Below are 17,411 nucleotides of genomic sequence, written 5' to 3' on the forward strand. Positions count from 1 at the left end.
GGCCCTTGGATTTACCGATCACTGTGTGTTTAACGCCCTGGCAGGCTTTCCGCGTTTAACTCAGCGGCGAGGCCGACATGGGCTGTGGGCCAACCTTTCCATTTTTAGTAGTTACCGAGGTAGTGTGTCAACATGGCTAATACGTCTCTCGACAAAGACAAAATCAAAATTGTACTGCTCGAAGGTGTGCACCAATCTGCGCTCGATACCCTGCAAGCCGCCGGCTATAGCAACATTGAGTACTTAAAAACCTCCCTGCCACAGGATCAGCTAATAGAGACCATCAAGGATGCTCACTTTGTTGGTATTCGCTCACGCACCCAGCTCACCCGCGAGGTATTTGAGGCGGCGGAGAAACTGGTCTCAGTGGGTTGCTTCTGTATCGGCACCAATCAAGTGGACCTGGATGCCGCCCGTGAGCACGGTGTGGCGGTGTTCAACGCGCCCTACTCCAACACCCGTTCGGTGGCCGAGCTGGTAATCGCCGAAGCGATTTTGTTGTTGCGCCGAATCCCCGAGAAAAACGCCTCTTGCCACCGTGGTGGCTGGCTGAAAACCGCTGCGGGCGCCTATGAAGTACGCGGTAAAACCCTGGGCATTATTGGCTACGGCGCCATTGGCACCCAGGTGAGCGTACTGGCCGAAGGCCTGGGCATGAAAGTTCGCTTCTTCGATGTGGTAACCAAATTGCCATTGGGTAATGCGGAGCAAGTGCGCGATTTGAATGATTTGCTGGCACAGTCGGATATCGTCAGTTTGCACGTACCGGAGCTGCCCTCCACCAAAAACATGTTTGGTGAAGCACAAATCGCCACCATGAAGCCCGGCGCCGTTTTGCTCAACGCCTCCCGCGGTAGCGTGGTGGACATAGACGCCCTGGCAGCCGCATTGGAGAGCGGCCACGTGGGCGGCACCGCCATCGATGTCTTCCCGGTGGAGCCACGCTCCAACGACGATGAGTTTGTCACTCCCCTGCGCCAATTCGATAACGCCCTGCTAACGCCGCACATTGGTGGCTCTACCCAGGAAGCCCAGGCCAACATCGGCACTGAAGTGGCAGAAAAACTGGTGAAATACTCCGACAACGGCACCACCATCAGCTCGGTGAATTTCCCCGAGGTGGCCTTGCCATCACACTCCGGCACCCACCGCTTGTTGCACGTGCATCAGAATATCCCAGGGATTTTGTCGGCTATCAACCGCGTGTTCTCGGACAACAACATCAACATCTGCAGCCAGTACTTGCAGACTAACGAGCGCATTGGCTATGTGGTTGTGGATATCAATGCAGAATACAGCGAGATCGCTCTGGACGAGCTGCGCAAAATTGAAGGTACTATCCGCGCCCGCGTGCTGTTTTAAGCACCGAGCGTCCGCCACCGGCGTTGCCGGTGGATCTATTGCTTTAAGATCACCGGCAGCTGAGGTTTAGATTTAATGCTAAGGCTGCTGGCTTCCCCATCATCGTTGTAAACCAACTTAACCACCACGTAGGCCAGCTCTGGCGCCAACCATACCGAGGTGATGCGATCATCGCTCATGCGCTCCAGGCGAATGGCTTCAAATTGGCCGGCATCGGTGTCTACCATTTCTAATCCTTTTTTATGGTAGATGTAATGTTTAGGGCCTTTGCGTTTGGCCACCAGGTAATCAAATCGCTGCTGCTGCGGCTTACAGGCGACATCCATCTGCAACTTAAGTTGATGGTTTAAATCGTCGTAGATCTTACCTTCATAGGGGTAGACCTGGGTTTCACCGCGAGCCAGGGCGCTAAATTCACCACGGCCCGGGGCCACAGTTACGGTTAGGTTGTGGCGGTCTGTCATGCCCTTGCGATGGTGATCGAAACGCTGCAGCTGCCAATCCGGCAAAAGAAACTCACTGGTTTCATCGATGCTCATAAACAGCCATTCGGCGTGGGAGGACAGCTGCCAGTGGTTGTCTGGTTGGCGCTTAAGCGCGCGGGTGGAATCGACGCCGATAGACTTGTAGGTGGCTTGGTAACGCAATTGCACACCATCGAGGGCGGACACATACTGTTGCACACAGGCCTGGTAGGCCGCTTGGCCTGCGCCTTGCTCACTGTCGTTTTGCGCGCCGCTGGCTGGCTGGCTGGCCTCGTCATCGCTACCTGCCGGCTCTCCGGCAGCCTCGTTAGGCACTTGCTGCTGGGTAATGGGGGCTGCGGCCAATGCCGAAACCCCAGGCGCGGCCAAGCTTGTGTCGGACAACGACTCGGGCAGCGGCGTTTGCGCCGCTTGCTGGCTTGCAGCCAGCGACGACCGGGGCGCCATCTCGTCACTGTATAGCGGATCCACAGGCGGATCGGCGTTAACCGTTTTAACGCTACACGCCACAGTCACCAAGCCCAATGCCGCCATCAGGGCACTGGCTACTCGGTGGCCTCTGTGTTGAGCATGGCCTAAGTTAACGCGGCTACCGGAGCTCTTTACGCCCGGTAACCCACCTGACAACTGGTCCTGCCTCACGCTGTATTTCTGACCTCTAACATTTTTATTACCGATTGCCCCAAGGGCGATATCACTGGCTTGGAAAGCGATACTGTAAAAAAGTTGTCCCAGTTTATAAACCATTGCAATGTAATATTCCTCATTACATCGCGTTCAAACGCTGCCGAAGCGCCGTTAGCGCCTGCTGCCGAAAGGACTCAGCTTCGTTGACGAGGTTGTGATAAGCCCCTTCTAGCAGGCTTATCGTAAGCTCTGGCACACGGGCTTGCACCGCAGCCAAGTTAAAACGCCAATCTACCGTACCGTCTTGATCGCCTTGGATATAGAGCATTTTTCCCTTCTTGGGCGAGAAGGCCATAAATTCTCGCACCCACTGACGCATAGCTCCCACCCACAGACTGCTGGCATAGCCATACTGCAGGGAATCTTGCCGCAGAAATTCAGCGTAGGCCGGATCGTGACTGCCGCACACTTTCATGTCTCTGGGAAATTTTTTCAACACCGGAGACAGCACCGTGTGGCCTGCCACCAACCAATACCAGCGACTGGCCCGCACCAGCGGCGCCAACAAAATGGTATCAGCCAAGGGCGGTTCACCGCTGAAAAAATGCCGTAACAACACCGCGCCGCCGGTACTTTGACCGATTCCCACCCAGGGTTGGGGAGCCTCGTTGGCCACTGCCATCACCGCCGTTAGGGCATCGGTATACTGTTCGAAGGAGGCAATTGCTGCCCGTTCGCCGGTACTTAATCCGTGGCCGGGTTCATCGAAGGCCACCACAGTAAAACCGGCGGCCAAGCACTCGGCAATGAGATGATGGTATAAGCCAACATGATCCCAGTAGCCATGCACAATAAACACCGAGCCCTTTACCTTGGCCACGGGCTGCCAGACCTGCACGGCGATATCAAAGCTGCCCGCCTGGGCCTGGCCAAAATGGTAGCTGCGAGCCAGGCTTTGCTGGTCAAACGTTAGCTGGTAGTACTCTAAATACTGCTGATGCAGGGCGGCCAGGACTTGGGGGTGCGAAGCAAAACTGAAGGCAGGCCATGAGTTGGCGAGGCTGGCGAACGACGGCGAAGGAGTCATCTTAGGCTAGAGTTTTAAGCTCGTTGCGGGTGGGCTTGGGCCGGTGAAGGTTTAGTGGCAATACTCCTCATGGAGCATGGCTGTTGTTCAGTCTAACACTGCCAACCTATGAAAAGTAGTTGAGGTTTATTTTCGCCGGCTATCTTTACAGGGCTATGGCATATTTTTTTTGCGGGCTATGGCATCCCTGCCATTTTTGTTTTTAGTGGATTCAATCCGTTGGGCAAACTCAGTGACGTAAATTTAGAGGTGCACCCGACGAACCGTTTAGCTGGCCGGCGTGAGCCGGAAATTAACCTGCATTTTAAACTGGTACAGGCCGTTATCGGTGAGCAGCTCCGGCGGCGGACCAAACGGGCTGGCCGTCTCCACCGCGCGCACAGCGGCCTTGTTAAAGTATTTGTAGCGCGATTTATCACTGACCTCTACGTCCACCAACTCACCGGCTTGATCAATGAGCACATTGAGGGCTACCTGGCTTTCTCGGCCATTGCGCAGGCCGATCTCGGGGTAGCTCACCTGCTGATAGATTTTACGCTTAATGTCATCGTAATAGGTCTTGTTGACCAGCACAGCATCCACGCTAATGGCCTCAGGCTCTTGGCTTGCCGCCGGTAAGCTAGCCAAACGTGCTTCTTCGATAACCTGGGCTTCGCTGGTACCGGATGCCATGGCCAGTTGTGGCAACGGTGTCGTAGCTGCCTCAACTATGGCTTCACTGACCACCTCCGTAGCCTCTTGAACAGCGGGCGTGTCTTGCACCTGAACGGCCGCCACTGCAGGACTGTAGCTGGCGTTATTGTTAGCCGGCTGGGAGGCTGTAGGGTTTACTGAAGAATTTGCTGCGCTGACCGGAGCGGCTGCGGCCGCAAGCGGCACTTCACTCTGCACTCCAGTCACAGCCCCGTTCGTAGTGACTGGATCGGCTTGTGCTGCCAGCGCTAGCCCAGCATCACTGCCGCCTTCTTCACCGGGTGCGGCAAACCACTCTTGCTCAATTTGTTGCCCACGACCCTCTACCGGCGTGGCGCTTCGGTAACGCCCCAACAAGCCAACGAAAATATCACCACCAGACAAAATACCGCTGCGGAAGGTTGAGGAAGGCGGAACACTGCCCACCCAGGTCTGCAGCAAAAGCGATAACAGGTCACTACTGACGATGTTGCCGAGGGCGATATCGTTGAGCGTCACCTCCACCCCATCGCCGACACTGGTTAAACGCAGAGTATCACCCTCCAGTAGAGGGCCCCGGATCAATTCAGTGAGCGCGGCCAGGGCCTCGGAATTGGCCTCAACTTGCTGGCGATCGGCGTTAATGACCACGGATTCAAGCCAGTGACGGGCCAACCTTCGGCTGGAGACATCCTGGGCCACCACAACGTACTCCATGGTGGCCTGGCGGCTTTGCTGCAGCACTTGGTTGGCGTCGGTGGTGAGTACTGGCAGGTGCAATACCGCCAGGAATTGTTCTTTACCGTAATGTTCGTAGATGGCAGCACCGTTGATGTCGGCCTTGCATACGCCAGTCAACACCAGCAGCAGGCCCATAAGCCAACCACCAAGGTGCTTGGGTTGAGTGTGTGGCAGGTTTTGTCTCATTCGATCACTTTTCATTTTACATCGCCCAGAGGTGTATTCATCGATACCAGACGTATCTTATGGGTCATGAAGCTGATCATTAACTGCGCTGCGGGCCTAGTTTGGCAGCTGCACTGCCAATGGTTTGGCCGGTAAAGCTTATTTTTGTGGGAAGTCGACTAGGACGATAGTCGACGGCTGTCTGGACCTCCAATCTTGGCCGGAATGTAAAATAATTTTTGTCGATCCTGTCTCAAATTAATGGATTAGCTGGCGAGAGGATTCGATTTTGAGAGTGTGTACCTGCTTTTCTTTAGGTGCCACGGTGACGGCGTCATCCAACAGGGCGGCGTTTTCCAAACAGAGCATGTTGTTGTGGTCTTCGGTGCCAAACTGACTCAGCCTGCTGCCTTTTTCCTGCCATGGATTCCAAGCCACCAAACTGGGCAGATTTTGACTGGTGAGCACAATACTACGGCCGGCGACAGCATCCTGCAGGGCGATTCGCTTTGGCGCCTGGGTGTAAACGCGGTCGACTTCCTCACCAATCTCGAGCGCATCTTGCTGCTGGCAGGGCTGCCAATCGGTCAAGCAATCCAAATAGGCTTGCCCAGCTAGGCTCGGTACGGTCACCTCACTGATCTGCTCGACCTGAAAATAACTGTGCAAGGCCAGCGCGTAACGCCAGGGCCGATCGCTTAGGTTGGTAACACTCAGCGCCAGGGTCAGTGCCTCGTCCACGCTAACCACCAGCCCCAATCGGCAGGCGTAAGGCCAGTGTTTGGACTGCGGTCGGCAGCTGAGATGCAAGTGGTACACGTCTTTATCGACGACAATATCGTCCAACTGCCAGTCACAATTGCGCACAAATCCATGGGCTGGAGCATCATCGCCGGTAACCTGCTGACGCAGATCGGCAGGGTTGCGGGCGAGATCGGCAAACCATGGCCAGGAAATAGGAATGCCACCGCGCAGGGGTTTGCCCACTTGGTACTGGTTGTGCTCACTCAACCACAGCACCGGCGGCTGCCCCTTAGGCTGAAAGTGGCTTACCTGCGCCCCCTGCAGAAACACACGAGCTTCTGCTTTTGGGGTTTGTACATACACCGCCAGCAGGTTTTGGTGTAGTTCTATGTGCACGCCGGGGAGATTGCCGAAACGCTGGTAAAGTTGTTGCATCTGGGACGCTAAATCGGGTTGCTCGGATTGGTCAGCCATGGCGGGATAAGTCCTTTCTTTCTTGGGTGAGGCGCCGCCGGACTCAGCAACCGACAAAACACGATTAGCAAAGCCCAGCGGCGTACCCCCGCTTGGGGATTTGTGATAGGTTACCGCGCGGGGCTTACACAACAAAAGCTAAAATTTTATAGGCCCGCACTGATACTTTTTTATATTTAACCAACACAGTAGCCGGCCTTGCCGGTATTAGGAATGGGAAGCGTCCAACTATGTCCAGTTTTACTGAACAACTCGCAAAAATTAAGACTGAAAAAGGATTTATAGCCGCGTTAGATCAGAGCGGCGGCAGCACACCAAAGGCCCTGCGCCTGTACGGTGTTAGCGAAGACGCCTACAACGGCGACGAAGAAATGTTCGATATGGTGCACAAAATGCGCACACGCATTGTTACTGCACCAGCGTTTAACGGCCAGCGGGTTTTGGGCGCAATTCTGTTTGAAAACACCCTAGATCGCGACATTCAAGGGGTGCCGTCAGCAACTTACCTGTGGCAAGAACTCAGCGTTGTGCCGTTTTTAAAGGTCGACAAAGGCCTGGCAGCACTTGAGCAAGGCGTGCAACTTATGAAGCCCATTCCGCAACTAGGAGAGCTGCTGGAGAAAGCCAAGCAACAGCCCGTGTTTGGCACCAAGATGCGCTCCTTTATCGCCGAGGCTAACGAGGCTGGCATCGGCGCGGTGGTGGACCAGCAATTTGAAGTGGGCAAGCAAATCATTGCCGCTGGTTTGGTTCCTATCATTGAGCCAGAGGTCGACATCAACAGCCCAACCAAAGCCGAAGCTGAGACCATCCTGAAAGCGAAAATTCTGGAGCACTTGGATCAACTGGGCGACGACGAACTGGTGATGCTGAAGCTGACCCTGCCCGAGGAAGCCTGCTTCTACCAAGATTTAATCAACCATCCCAAAGTGGTTAAAGTGGTGGCGCTGTCCGGTGGCTACTCACGCGACGACGCCAACAGTAAGTGCGCAGCAAACCCAGGCATTATCGCCAGTTTCTCCCGCGCGCTAACCGAAGGTCTATCGGCACAACAAAGCGATGAAGAATTCAACGCAAGCCTGGATACCGCCATCGATTCCATTTACCAAGCCTCGGCAACTTAATAGGCATTAACCCGCCCGGCGGCCAGTGCCGCTGGGCTCCGCTAAGCGTCGAACTATGGCCAATCAGCGCAAGATTACCACCACCCTAGGTGGCTTATTGATACTGTCAGTGATGGGCAATTGCTGGCAGTTTTTCTCCTCTCTTGATAGCCAAGGCAGCACCCTCCCCACCGCCGAGCGCCGAGTCCCCCTGACCACCGAGAGAGCTACCCTGTTACAAAGTGCCATGGTATGGCTGCAGCGCCAGGAATTCACCCGCGCCATTACCGCCATGGAAGACCTGCGCAAAACAGCGCCAGGCCAGGCCGCCGAGTTGCAAATTGCTTGGCTGCAAGAGCTTTACGCCCAGCTCGAGAACGAACAATTCAACTTTGTGCAGTCGGCCCTGGACGCCCTGCTTGGAGCCTACCCCTATAACGAAGATTACCTGCTGCTGCAAGCAGACTTCCTAGAGCGCTCGGACCAAGCCCAATTGGCCAGCAGCGCCTACTACAATCTTGCCGACCAACCCTCGTTAAACGAGGACGCCAACTTAATCGCCAACGCCCGGCACTTAGCCCTGGCTGTGGTGGATGACTACCGCAACAACAGCAATTGGAACGAAGCCCTGGCCTTTTTAGACCAGCTACTGTGGCGCGAACCAGAATACCCCCCCTACGTGCTGGCGTTGATTCAGGTGCATCTCGGCCAAGGCAATTTTGAGCAGGCCCAATTGTACCTAGAACGCATCGCCGATAACGAACAGTACAGCAAGCAGGTTGCGGACCTAAAACAGCAGCTCAAAAACGCCGACCAACCTGCCGCCACCCAGCTCGCGCTGAGCGCCCAGGGTAGCCATTTTCTGGCACCACTGGATGCCCAAAACCAAACTTTGCAATTGATGATCGACACCGGCGCCAGCCTATCGGTGGTGAGCAGCCAACGCCTAGCCAGCCTGAACGAAACCGAGTATCTGCGCAGCGTCAACATGAACACCGCCGGCGGCGCTGTAAACGCCGACGTCTACCGGTTGGCCAGTGTCACCCTCGGCCCCTATGAATTAACCAATGTGGAGTTCGCTGTGTTGCCACTGGACAACCTCAGCGCCGATGGCCTGCTCGGCATGAATATCCTGGAACGGTTCCGCTTTAATATTGATACCGAGGCGAAAACCCTAGGGCTTGAGCTGAAATAGTGCACCTGAAAACTGCCGGCTTAGCGCGGCGCCAAACGGGCCCGAACCCTGTCTGTCAAAGTCCACTTTAAATGGGATTTGCACCAGTCAAAAGCTTGGCGTATGGTGCACCTATGGCGCACAAGTGATCAGAATTTGAGCAAGCATTCGCCACTAGCAACTATAAAATAAAAAAGCGTTGTTAATGCGCAATCGCTCGTCTGTACACATACACCCTTGAATATTGACATCTGCAAATATTAAGACCTTTAAACTACACCCTTAAATAGTCACAACAGTTAAACGTTCACAAGTTTTCGGTGCTGACCAACACGCTCGCTGTTAGGCGTATACCATTGGCCCCTCTGTTTACTTATTGGCACTAGGGTTAATAATTGGCACTAGCTGCGCTATTTCACGGCAACGACGGAACCTCTGGCAAGGAATGACCTAATGAACAAACTACAGCAAATAGAACGCCTGCATCAGTTGTTCACCACCCGCCGACGCCGCTTATCCCTGACAGACCTCGCCACCGATTTGGCCATTGAGCCCGAAGACTGCCAACGGCTGTTGGATCAAATGAAAGAGCAACTGGCCAGCCCCATCGAGTTTTGCAGCGGCAGTCAAACCTATGCCTACCCCGACCAGGCCTGCGGTCGCTATAAATTGCCCAAATGCTGGCTCAACGCCGACGAGTTTTTCCAGGTCATTGCCCTGGGGCAACAGTTGAAGCAGCCGCCGGCCGGCTTATTGCAAGAAGACCTCGCTCCTATGGGAGCCGCGCTGGAAGCCGCACTACGCAAGCGCAAAATAAGCCAGCATCAGTTTAGCCGGCGCATCAAAACCAGTGATTATCAGCCGCAGTATCGTTTTTATGGTGTATTTGGCGATTTGTGCGCCGCCCTACTGGACCGACGCCAACTAACCATTAACTACTGCGATGCAGATCGACAATCCCATACCGACAACATCTGCCCTCAGTTGCTGTTACAACGCAACCACAGCTGGCTACTCACCTACTGGTGCCAACGCGGGCGCCAGCTACGCTGCCTGGATGTAGCACGTCTAGATTCCGTCATTGTGTTGGCCGACCGAGCCCGTGAAATTGCACCCAAAAACGTAGAACACTTCCTAGGCAACCAATTTGGCCACAACCAAAAGCAACCGCTAACCGCACATCTGTGTTTCAGTGACGAAAGTGCCTTCCAAGTGGCCAAGCAAAGTTGGCACCCCGAGCAACAGGGTGAATGGCAGGGCGACCGCTATCACCTGCGCCTGCCCCTCATTGACCAGGACCAGCTGCTGGGCCAGGTGTTGGCTCACCTGCCCAATGTGCAGGTATTACAGCCCGCGCCCTTTGCCCAGCGCGTCACTCATTTACTGCAGCAGGCGCTCAACCTTCACAGCCAGCCCACCGTTACCGATACACCCCGAGCAAACACCCACCACACAGTGCTTGTGGCCAACAAGGCCGATGAGCCGACGCTGCCAGAGCAATCAGAGTTGCCCATGCAAGCGCGCGCCTAACGCCCTTGGGCAAGGGTTATTACGGCAATGGGGTTGCTTTGCATCAATTGTTGCTAATAAAAAAGTCTTATTGCAAAATCCACTGACTATTTCATGGAGGAATGAGACGAAGTCTCCTATAGTCAAATAGATGGCCAATGAAACCAATGAATGGCCAGAGCTTTCGGCTGGGTAGGTCTCCACAAGACTCGCCCCTGGTGTTGCCCTGTTAGCAAGGGGTGAAAAAATACCCTTTTTATTTTGTCCCGGGCACGGCAAGCGTGCCGCTTGGTGACCGAAACAGGCAATACCGCATCATTCCCGCCGCCCCAAAAGGACAATCCATGCTGGTACTCTATCCAGATATTAAACCCTACCGAAGCGACCTTCTGCCGCGCCAAGAACCCCACGAGATATACTTTGAAGAGAGCGGCTCGCCGGACGGCATACCGGTATTGTTTGTGCACGGCGGCCCCGGTGGCGGTTGCTCCACCTCCGATCGCTGCTTCTTTGATCCGGAAAAATACCGCATTATTTTATTCGACCAGCGCGGTACCGGCCGCTCTACTCCCCACGCCGAGTTGATGCACAACAACACCCAGGCACTGATCGAAGACATGGAGGCCCTGCGCGAGCATTTAGGCGTGGAGCAATGGCTTTTGTTTGGCGGCTCTTGGGGTAGCACGCTGAGTTTACTGTACGCCCAAGCCCACCCAGACAAAGTACTGGGGATGATTTTACGCGGCATATTTTTGTGCCGGCAAAAAGATTTGGATTGGCTTTATCAAGGCGGTGCCGCCCATATTTTCCCGGATCACTGGGAAGCGTTTATTAAACCGATTCCGCAGGCCGAACGAGACAATCTGCTCTCCGCCTATTATCAACGCCTAACCAGCGCCAACGAGCTGGCGCAATTGTCCGCCGCCAAAGCCTGGTCACAATGGGAAGCGCAATGCGCCACCCTACGCCCTAATCAAGAGCTGGTGAACAACTTTACCGCGCCCCACCGGGCCATCTCCATGGCTCGTATTGAAACGCATTATTTTATTCACGATGGGTTTATTGACGACAACCAAATCCTCAACAACATGGATAAAATCAGCCATATTCCCAGCATTATCGTACATGGCCGCTACGATATGGTGTGCACCCTGGATAACGCCAAAGCCCTGCACGATGCTTGGCCCGAATCCGAATTAAAAATTATTCGCGACGCCGGCCACTCCAGCCGTGAGCCAGGCACTGTCGATGCTCTGATTCGCGCCACCCAAGAATTTGCCCAACGCATCGAAAAAGATTTTACCGACCCGGCCTAGCAGTGGCCGCTGAGCCGGCAGAGTATCAATCTAGCGGTGGCTTAAATTATATATGCGCCAGGTATTTAGACTTTACCGCCGGTCAATAACGGTACGCTTTTTAGATGCCACTCCATTGGCCTTCCATGAGTAATTCCAAGAGCCTTCCGAGGACAAAAGGAACACAGATTGAAAGCCGTACTACAGCGAGTCAGCCACGCCAGCGTGGTGGTTAAGGGTGATACCATCGGTGCCATCGACCAAGGATTACTGGTCTTTATTGGCGTTGAAGCCGAAGACGATACCCAGGCTGCCGACAAACTCATTAAAAAATTGCTCAATATACGCGTATTCTCAGACGCCGAAGGCAAAATGAATTTAAGCGTCAGCGATATTGCCGGCGGAATATTATTGGTGTCTCAATTTACCCTGGCGGCGGACACACAAAAAGGCAACCGCCCCGGATTTTCGAAGGCCGCCAAACCGGAGCACGCCGAAATGCTCTACGATTACATGGTAGCAAAAACCCGTGAACAGCACGCCCAGGTGGCTACCGGCAGGTTTGCCGCGGATATGAAAATAAGCTTATTAAACGACGGCCCGGTGACGTTTTTACTGAATACCTAACAGTGCTTTCAGTGCGGGCTTGTATTTAGCAATTCGCACCCTTAAATGAGCATCAGCAGGCCCTAGACACTGGCAATAACCGCCCAGCATAGGCTAAGCTTAACTGCATCTATAAAAACAATGAATACGGACTTCTACAAACGGATTTACTGATTTAGCTTTACCGAAAACAAGCGCTACGGATTACAACTATGGAACTCGCAAGTAAAACCACTTTGGCGAGCGACGAGCCGGCTGCTGTAAAGCCTCAAGAGGGTAAAATCCTAATCGTCGACGATAACCCCGTTAACATCGCCATCATCGAAAAAATACTGCGCCAGGGCGGTTATCACAGAATAGATTCAACCATCGACCCAGGCGCAGTACGTGCCCTGTACCGCAATAATCGCTACGATCTTATCGCCTTAGATATCCATATGCCGGTTTGGAATGGCTTTGATGTCATGGAGCAATTGCGGGCGGATAATCCGGAAGATTACATTCCAGTTTTGGTGTTAACCTCAGACAACACCATTGAAACCCACCATCGTTGCTTGGCTTCCGGCGCGAAAGATTTTATTAGCAAACCTTTTAAAAAAGAGGAAGTTTTGCTACGGGTGCGCAACATCCTGGAAGTGCGGTTGCTGCACAATCAATTGCTGCACCAGCGTGATATATTAGAAGAGAAAGTACTGCAACGCACCGAGCAGCTGTACACCACCCAATTAAAACTGATTGATAGCCTGGCAAAAACAGCGGAATATCGAGAGTCGCAAACCGGTTCCCACGTGTCACGCATGAGCCAGTACGTCACCATTGTGGCCCGGGAATTGGGTTTATCGACGGATGAGTGTGAGCTACTGCAACAAGCCAGCCCAATGCACGACCTAGGTAAAATTGCTATTCCGGATACCGTCTTGTTAAAAAACGGCAGTCTGGACGAGCACGAATGGGAAACCATTAAATCCCACGCCGAGGTTGGCGCCCGTATTCTTAGCGGCCACGATTCTAAACTGATGCAGGTTGCTGCCACAATCGCCCGCACCCACCACGAACGCTGGGACGGCGGCGGTTACCCGGCGGGCCTTAAAGGCGAAGAGATTCCACTGTTTAGCCGTATCGTGTCGGTGTGCGATGTTTTCGACGCGCTTACCTCAGAGCGCCCCTATCGCGAGGGCTGGAAAATATCCAAGGCGCTGAATTATTTGCGCGATAATTCCGGCTCACAATTCGACCCGAAAGTCGTTAATGTATTTGAAAAGGTGATCGACCAAATATTGATTTGCCGGCAGGCGGATATCGACAGTGGCGTGCAAAATGCCCTATTGAATTAACCCGCCAAACGGCGGGCGCAGGAATTAGTAACTTGGACTTTCGTGGTCGGCATCGACTTCTGGTTCGGCTGGTTTTTTCACAAACCGGCCAAAGAAAATCCCCACCTCAAATAACACCCACATGGGCAAGGCTAACAGCGACTGGGAAATAATATCCGGCGGCGTTAGCAGCATGCCCAGGATAAAACAACTCACCACAACATAGGGCCGCTTTTTACCGAGCTTGTGCGCATCCGTAGCGCCAGACCAAATCAGCAAGACCGTGGCAATTGGAATTTCAAAGGCGCAACCAAAGGCAAAAAACAGCTTCAGCACAAAATCCAAATAGCTGCCCATATCGGTCATCACCGTGACGCCCTCCGGCGCCACCGACGTAAAAAAGCCAAACACCAGCGGGAACACCACAAAGTAGGCGAACGCCATACCGAAATAAAACAGCAGCACACTGGACACCAATAAAGGCACCAGTAGGCGCTTTTCGTTGCGGTACAACGCCGGTGCCACAAAGCTCCACAACTGATAGAGTAAAAACGGCAGCGCTAACAATACCGAGGTGAACAACGTCATTTTAAACGGCGTTAGGAACGGCGAGGCCACCTGGGTGGCAATCATACTGGTGCCGTCGGGCAGAAATTTTTGCAGCGGTTGCGCAACAAAGGTATAGATATCGTTGGCGAAATAAAACAGGCACAGAAACACCACCAACACGGCCAATATGGCGCGCAGTAAGCGATCTCGTAGTTCAATTAAATGGGCAACCAGCGGCTGCTCAACATCGTCGCTGTGGTTATTGTGTGCGGTCATATTTCGGAATTATCGTCGGCGCTGGTGGCAGCGGCCTGGCTGGCGGGTGCAGCCGGTTGAATGGTTTTTTTATCGTCTTTGCGGGTGTTTTCGCCAGCCTCCGCCACCGGCTCATCGCCAGCGTTTTTGGTGGCACTGCCATCGAAGGAGCTTTTGATGTCGTCGGCGATGGCTTTAGGCGTGTTGAGGGTGTGGTCTATGTCCTGCCGGGTTTGCTCCAGACGGGCCATGATTTCCTCGTTGTGCAATTGGCGCCGAATGTCATCGGCGCCGATCTGCCGTTCCAACTCCTGGCGGGTATTACTCAAGCCACGCTTAACACGGCCAATGGTCAGCAATATGCCTCGGATGGTTTCCGGCAGTCGTTCTGGGCCAATTACCAATAGACCCACCACGGCAATTACCAGCAGTTCAAAAAAACCGATATCGAACACCTACGCGCCCCAACCGATTAAGACTGAGTGGTTTGTTTTTTGTCCGCGCTCGCCGTCTCGGGCTGCTCGGCCTCGGCGTGCTCCACCTTGGCTTGTTCTTGCTTGGCTTTTTCTGGCTCGTCGTCATCCATGGCTTTTTTAAAGCCTTTAATGGCACCGCCAAGGTCACCACCAATGCCTTTTAAGCGCTTGGTTCCGAACAACAACACCACAATGGCCAAAACAATCAACAATTGCCAAATACTAATGCCACCAATACCCATTTTGTTTCTCCTGATCGTGAGCCGCTTATATTAGCGACTGCATTTGCTATTTTTTACGAGAGGCCTTCTCGGCCAAGCCAGACATATCAAAGCGCCTGGCCAATTCGGCCAGCACTTGGTCGGTTTCTACGCCCATATGGGCCAGCATCACTAGGCTGTGAAACCATAGGTCGGCCGTTTCGTAGATTAACTCTTTGTTGTCGCCACTGTGTTCGGCATCCTTGGCCGCCAATAGCGTTTCGGCGCACTCTTCGGACACCTTTTCTAGGATTTTGTTTAACCCTTTGGCGTGCAGGCTGGCGACGTAGGATTCCTCCGCGGCACCGGCTTGCATGCGCGATTGAATAATCTCAGTTAACTGTGCAAGTACGTCGGTCATTACCTATTGCCCATAAATTTGTTTCGGGTCCTTGATGACCGGGTCGGTGGTGACCCACTGATCACCCTCCAAACGCCGATAAAAACAGGATTCTCGGCCAGTGTGGCACGCTATGCCGCCCTTTTGCCGCACACTCAGCACCACCACATCGGCGTCACAATCCAACCGAATGTCTTCCACTAGCTGTTCGTGGCCGGAGCTTTCTCCCTTGTACCACAGCTTTTGCCTGGAGCGCGAGTAGTACACGGCCACCCGTTTTTCAGCGGTCAGGCCCAGGGCCTCTCGGTTCATCCAGGCCATCATTAAAATGCGGCCGCTGTCGGCATCCTGGGCCACGGCGGGCACAAGGCCGTCGCTGGTCCATTTCACTTCATCTAGCCATGCATGGCTCATGGTTGGCGTCTCTTCAACAGGCAAAGGGCGCTAGTGTATGCCAATGGCAGGGCGTTTCAAAGCCGAGCCCTACGGCAAATCAGAAGCGGAAAATCAGCGCCGCTCTAGCGCGGCGTCAAAAATCTAGCCAAACACCAACCAGGCCAGCAACGCGGCCACGCCCAGCACCTGGGTTACCAGGGGCAGCGCCACCAACCAACCAGCCACCCCGGGCAGTGCGGATACCGCCGCGGCCATTGCCAGGGGCAACCAAAGCCTAGGCAATAGTGAACGCTTGCGCGCCTGGCGCGCCTGCACTTCATTGGCGGCGCGCTGCAAACTGGGCGCGGTCTTGGCCAGGGTGATGAGGTTTTCTAGGTTGTTAAACACTAGGTTGGGCACCTCGGGGAATTTTTCCATCCACTCGGGGCCGTAGCGGCGAAATTCTCTGAGCAGCGTTTTGGGGTGGAAGCGGTCACGCAGCCACTTTTCCATATAGGGGTGGGCGGTTTGCCAGAGATCTAAATCTGGATACAACTGCCGGCCCAAACCTTCTATGTTGAGCAGCGTTTTTTGCAACAACACCAACTGCGGTTGCACTTCCATGTTAAACCGACGTGCGGTTTGGAACAGGCTAATCAATACCTGACCAAAGCTTATTTCGGCCAGGGGTTTCTCAAAGATGGGCTCACATACACTGCGTACGGCGGCTTCCAGTTCACCGACTGAGGTATCCGGCGACACCCAGCCACTGAATACGTGCAATTCTGCCACCTGGCGATAATCGCGGCGAAACATTGCCAAAATATTACGCGCCAAATAATACTGATCTTCCCGCGACAATGAACCCACCACGGCCATGTCCACCGCAATGTACTGCGGATTGCGCGGTTGGCTGCGAGAGACAAAAATATTGCCCGGATGCATGTCTGCGTGAAAGAAATTGTGCTCAAAAACCTGAGTAAAGAAGATTTCCACCCCGCGCTCGGCCAGGCGCTTCATATCGGTGTTTTGCGTTTTTAGCTGGCCGATATCGGTGACCGGAATGCCGTAGATACGCTCCATAACGATGACGTTCTTGCGGCAATAGGGCCAGTGGATCTCTGGCACGTAGAGCAGGGACGAGCCATCGAAGTTGCGCCTTAGCTGGCTGGCATTGGCCGCCTCGCGCAGCAAATCCAGCTCGTCCAGCACCGTGGTGCGGTAGTCTTCTACCACCTCGGGCAGGTGCAGACGACGCCCATCTTCGCTCAAGCGCTGCACCACCCCGGCCAAAATACGCAGTAGGGCTATGTCTTTTTCTATAACCGGTGCCAGCCCCGGCCGTACGGCTTTCACCACCACATTTTGGCCGCCGGGTAACACGGCACAATGCACCTGGGCCACCGAGGCCGAAGCCAATGGCTGGCGGTCAAAACTGGCGAATAGATCATCCACCGAGCCGCCCAAGGCGGCTTCGACCTCGGCGACAAAGCGCTCGCTGGGAAAGGGCGCAACGTCGTCCTGCAGTTTATCCAGGTGCCGCACCAAATCTGGCGGTACCAGGTCTGGCCGGGTGGACAGCAACTGGCCAAACTTCACAAACACAGGCCCCATGTGTTCAAAAAATCCACACAAGCGCTCGCCACGGCTGGCTGCGGGGGCCGGCAATAACGCCAACGGCCAAAACAGCCAGCGCACAAACCACGGCAGGCGTTGGGGCCGTATGAACGTGTCCAAACGGAATTTAACGATGGCGAGCAGAATTTGCAGAGAACGAACGAGGGCGAGCACCAGAAATC

The 17,411-nt window shown here is 54.2% G+C and carries 17 protein-coding genes; 7 read left to right on the plus strand and 10 right to left on the minus strand.

Features of this window, described 5'->3' with window-relative positions; translation table 11 throughout:
* Positions 1–132: 132 nt before the first annotated feature.
* Entirely contained in the window at positions 133–1,362 is a 1,230-nt protein-coding gene (serA, locus tag ACGHM3_RS23530) for a phosphoglycerate dehydrogenase (RefSeq protein WP_345424640.1), read from the plus strand.
* Between the two features lie 35 nt (positions 1,363–1,397).
* Here the strand turns inward: serA and ACGHM3_RS23535 are convergent, their stop codons facing one another.
* From ACGHM3_RS23535 to ACGHM3_RS23550, 4 genes are all read right to left on the minus strand, one after another.
* A complete protein-coding gene (locus ACGHM3_RS23535) occupies positions 1,398–2,594 on the minus strand; it encodes a DUF3108 domain-containing protein (protein ID WP_345424643.1) in 1,197 nt (398 codons plus the stop codon).
* 19 nt (positions 2,595–2,613) lie between these two features.
* Complete coding sequence (locus tag ACGHM3_RS23540) at positions 2,614–3,561, minus strand: alpha/beta hydrolase (protein WP_345424646.1); 948 nt, start codon at positions 3,559–3,561, stop codon at positions 2,614–2,616.
* A 267-nt stretch (positions 3,562–3,828) separates the two neighbouring features.
* Positions 3,829–5,175: a TonB family protein gene (locus ACGHM3_RS23545; RefSeq protein WP_345424649.1), complete on the minus strand. Its 1,347-nt coding sequence runs from the start codon at positions 5,173–5,175 to the stop codon at positions 3,829–3,831.
* Positions 5,176–5,397: 222 nt separating this feature from the next.
* A complete protein-coding gene (locus ACGHM3_RS23550) occupies positions 5,398–6,357 on the minus strand; it encodes a D-hexose-6-phosphate mutarotase (protein WP_345424652.1) in 960 nt (319 codons plus the stop codon).
* Between the two features lie 230 nt (positions 6,358–6,587).
* Here ACGHM3_RS23550 and ACGHM3_RS23555 point away from each other — a divergent pair, with 230 nt between their 5' ends.
* From ACGHM3_RS23555 to ACGHM3_RS23580, 6 genes are all read left to right on the plus strand, one after another.
* Positions 6,588–7,481, plus strand: a complete 894-nt coding sequence (locus ACGHM3_RS23555; RefSeq protein ID WP_345424655.1) for a fructose bisphosphate aldolase — start codon at positions 6,588–6,590, stop codon at positions 7,479–7,481.
* A 55-nt stretch (positions 7,482–7,536) separates the two neighbouring features.
* Positions 7,537–8,655, plus strand: coding sequence for an aspartyl protease family protein (locus ACGHM3_RS23560; RefSeq protein WP_345424658.1), 1,119 nt, complete (start codon positions 7,537–7,539; stop codon positions 8,653–8,655).
* A gap of 432 nt (positions 8,656–9,087) precedes the next feature.
* On the plus strand, positions 9,088–10,164 hold the full coding sequence (locus tag ACGHM3_RS23565; RefSeq protein WP_345424661.1) for a WYL domain-containing protein: 1,077 nt from the start codon (positions 9,088–9,090) through the stop codon (positions 10,162–10,164).
* 323 nt (positions 10,165–10,487) lie between these two features.
* On the plus strand, positions 10,488–11,459 hold the full coding sequence (gene pip, locus ACGHM3_RS23570) for a prolyl aminopeptidase (protein WP_345424664.1): 972 nt from the start codon (positions 10,488–10,490) through the stop codon (positions 11,457–11,459).
* A 168-nt stretch (positions 11,460–11,627) separates the two neighbouring features.
* Positions 11,628–12,065, plus strand: a complete 438-nt coding sequence (gene dtd, locus ACGHM3_RS23575) for a D-aminoacyl-tRNA deacylase (protein WP_345424666.1) — start codon at positions 11,628–11,630, stop codon at positions 12,063–12,065.
* A gap of 191 nt (positions 12,066–12,256) precedes the next feature.
* On the plus strand, positions 12,257–13,378 hold the full coding sequence (locus ACGHM3_RS23580; RefSeq protein WP_345424669.1) for an HD domain-containing phosphohydrolase: 1,122 nt from the start codon (positions 12,257–12,259) through the stop codon (positions 13,376–13,378).
* A 24-nt stretch (positions 13,379–13,402) separates the two neighbouring features.
* Here the strand turns inward: ACGHM3_RS23580 and tatC are convergent, their stop codons facing one another.
* The 6 genes from tatC to ubiB all read right to left on the minus strand — a co-directional run bounded on the left by tatC (position 13,403) and on the right by ubiB (position 17,403).
* Positions 13,403–14,182, minus strand: a complete 780-nt coding sequence (gene tatC, locus ACGHM3_RS23585) for a twin-arginine translocase subunit TatC (protein ID WP_345424672.1) — start codon at positions 14,180–14,182, stop codon at positions 13,403–13,405.
* Positions 14,179–14,616, minus strand: a complete 438-nt coding sequence (gene tatB, locus ACGHM3_RS23590; protein ID WP_345424675.1) for a Sec-independent protein translocase protein TatB — start codon at positions 14,614–14,616, stop codon at positions 14,179–14,181. Before tatB ends, tatC begins: the two co-directional genes overlap by 4 nt.
* A 17-nt stretch (positions 14,617–14,633) precedes the next feature.
* Positions 14,634–14,879 carry a Sec-independent protein translocase subunit TatA gene (gene tatA, locus ACGHM3_RS23595; RefSeq protein ID WP_345424678.1) on the minus strand — a complete coding sequence of 82 codons (246 nt, stop codon included), beginning with the start codon at positions 14,877–14,879 and terminating at the stop codon, positions 14,634–14,636.
* 46 nt (positions 14,880–14,925) lie between these two features.
* A complete protein-coding gene (locus ACGHM3_RS23600) occupies positions 14,926–15,258 on the minus strand; it encodes a phosphoribosyl-ATP diphosphatase (RefSeq protein ID WP_345424681.1) in 333 nt (110 codons plus the stop codon).
* 3 nt (positions 15,259–15,261) lie between these two features.
* A complete protein-coding gene (hisI, locus tag ACGHM3_RS23605; RefSeq protein WP_345424684.1) occupies positions 15,262–15,651 on the minus strand; it encodes a phosphoribosyl-AMP cyclohydrolase in 390 nt (129 codons plus the stop codon).
* Between the two features lie 123 nt (positions 15,652–15,774).
* Entirely contained in the window at positions 15,775–17,403 is a 1,629-nt protein-coding gene (gene ubiB / locus ACGHM3_RS23610; RefSeq protein ID WP_345424687.1) for a ubiquinone biosynthesis regulatory protein kinase UbiB, read from the minus strand.
* Positions 17,404–17,411: the final 8 nt, after the last annotated feature.

This window comes from Halioxenophilus aromaticivorans, from assembly GCF_042850945.1.
In the GTDB taxonomy this organism is placed as follows: domain Bacteria; phylum Pseudomonadota; class Gammaproteobacteria; order Pseudomonadales; family Cellvibrionaceae; genus Halioxenophilus; species Halioxenophilus aromaticivorans.

What these genes read in the sequence shown, in the direction of transcription:
- ACGHM3_RS23550 (WP_345424652.1), bottom strand. Translation starts at nt 6,357, where the DNA reads ATGGCTGACCAATCCGAGCAACCCGATTTAGCGTCCCAGATGCAACAA.
- pip (WP_345424664.1), top strand. Translation starts at nt 10,488, where the DNA reads ATGCTGGTACTCTATCCAGATATTAAACCCTACCGAAGCGACCTTCTG.
- ACGHM3_RS23540 (WP_345424646.1), bottom strand. Translation starts at nt 3,561, where the DNA reads ATGACTCCTTCGCCGTCGTTCGCCAGCCTCGCCAACTCATGGCCTGCC.
- ACGHM3_RS23555 (WP_345424655.1), top strand. Translation starts at nt 6,588, where the DNA reads ATGTCCAGTTTTACTGAACAACTCGCAAAAATTAAGACTGAAAAAGGA.
- ACGHM3_RS23580 (WP_345424669.1), top strand. Translation starts at nt 12,257, where the DNA reads ATGGAACTCGCAAGTAAAACCACTTTGGCGAGCGACGAGCCGGCTGCT.
- ACGHM3_RS23545 (WP_345424649.1), bottom strand. Translation starts at nt 5,175, where the DNA reads ATGAAAAGTGATCGAATGAGACAAAACCTGCCACACACTCAACCCAAG.
- ACGHM3_RS23600 (WP_345424681.1), bottom strand. Translation starts at nt 15,258, where the DNA reads ATGACCGACGTACTTGCACAGTTAACTGAGATTATTCAATCGCGCATG.
- ACGHM3_RS23535 (WP_345424643.1), bottom strand. Translation starts at nt 2,594, where the DNA reads ATGGTTTATAAACTGGGACAACTTTTTTACAGTATCGCTTTCCAAGCC.
- tatA (WP_345424678.1), bottom strand. Translation starts at nt 14,879, where the DNA reads ATGGGTATTGGTGGCATTAGTATTTGGCAATTGTTGATTGTTTTGGCC.
- hisI (WP_345424684.1), bottom strand. Translation starts at nt 15,651, where the DNA reads ATGAGCCATGCATGGCTAGATGAAGTGAAATGGACCAGCGACGGCCTT.
- ACGHM3_RS23565 (WP_345424661.1), top strand. Translation starts at nt 9,088, where the DNA reads ATGAACAAACTACAGCAAATAGAACGCCTGCATCAGTTGTTCACCACC.
- serA (WP_345424640.1), top strand. Translation starts at nt 133, where the DNA reads ATGGCTAATACGTCTCTCGACAAAGACAAAATCAAAATTGTACTGCTC.
- ACGHM3_RS23560 (WP_345424658.1), top strand. Translation starts at nt 7,537, where the DNA reads ATGGCCAATCAGCGCAAGATTACCACCACCCTAGGTGGCTTATTGATA.
- tatC (WP_345424672.1), bottom strand. Translation starts at nt 14,182, where the DNA reads ATGACCGCACACAATAACCACAGCGACGATGTTGAGCAGCCGCTGGTT.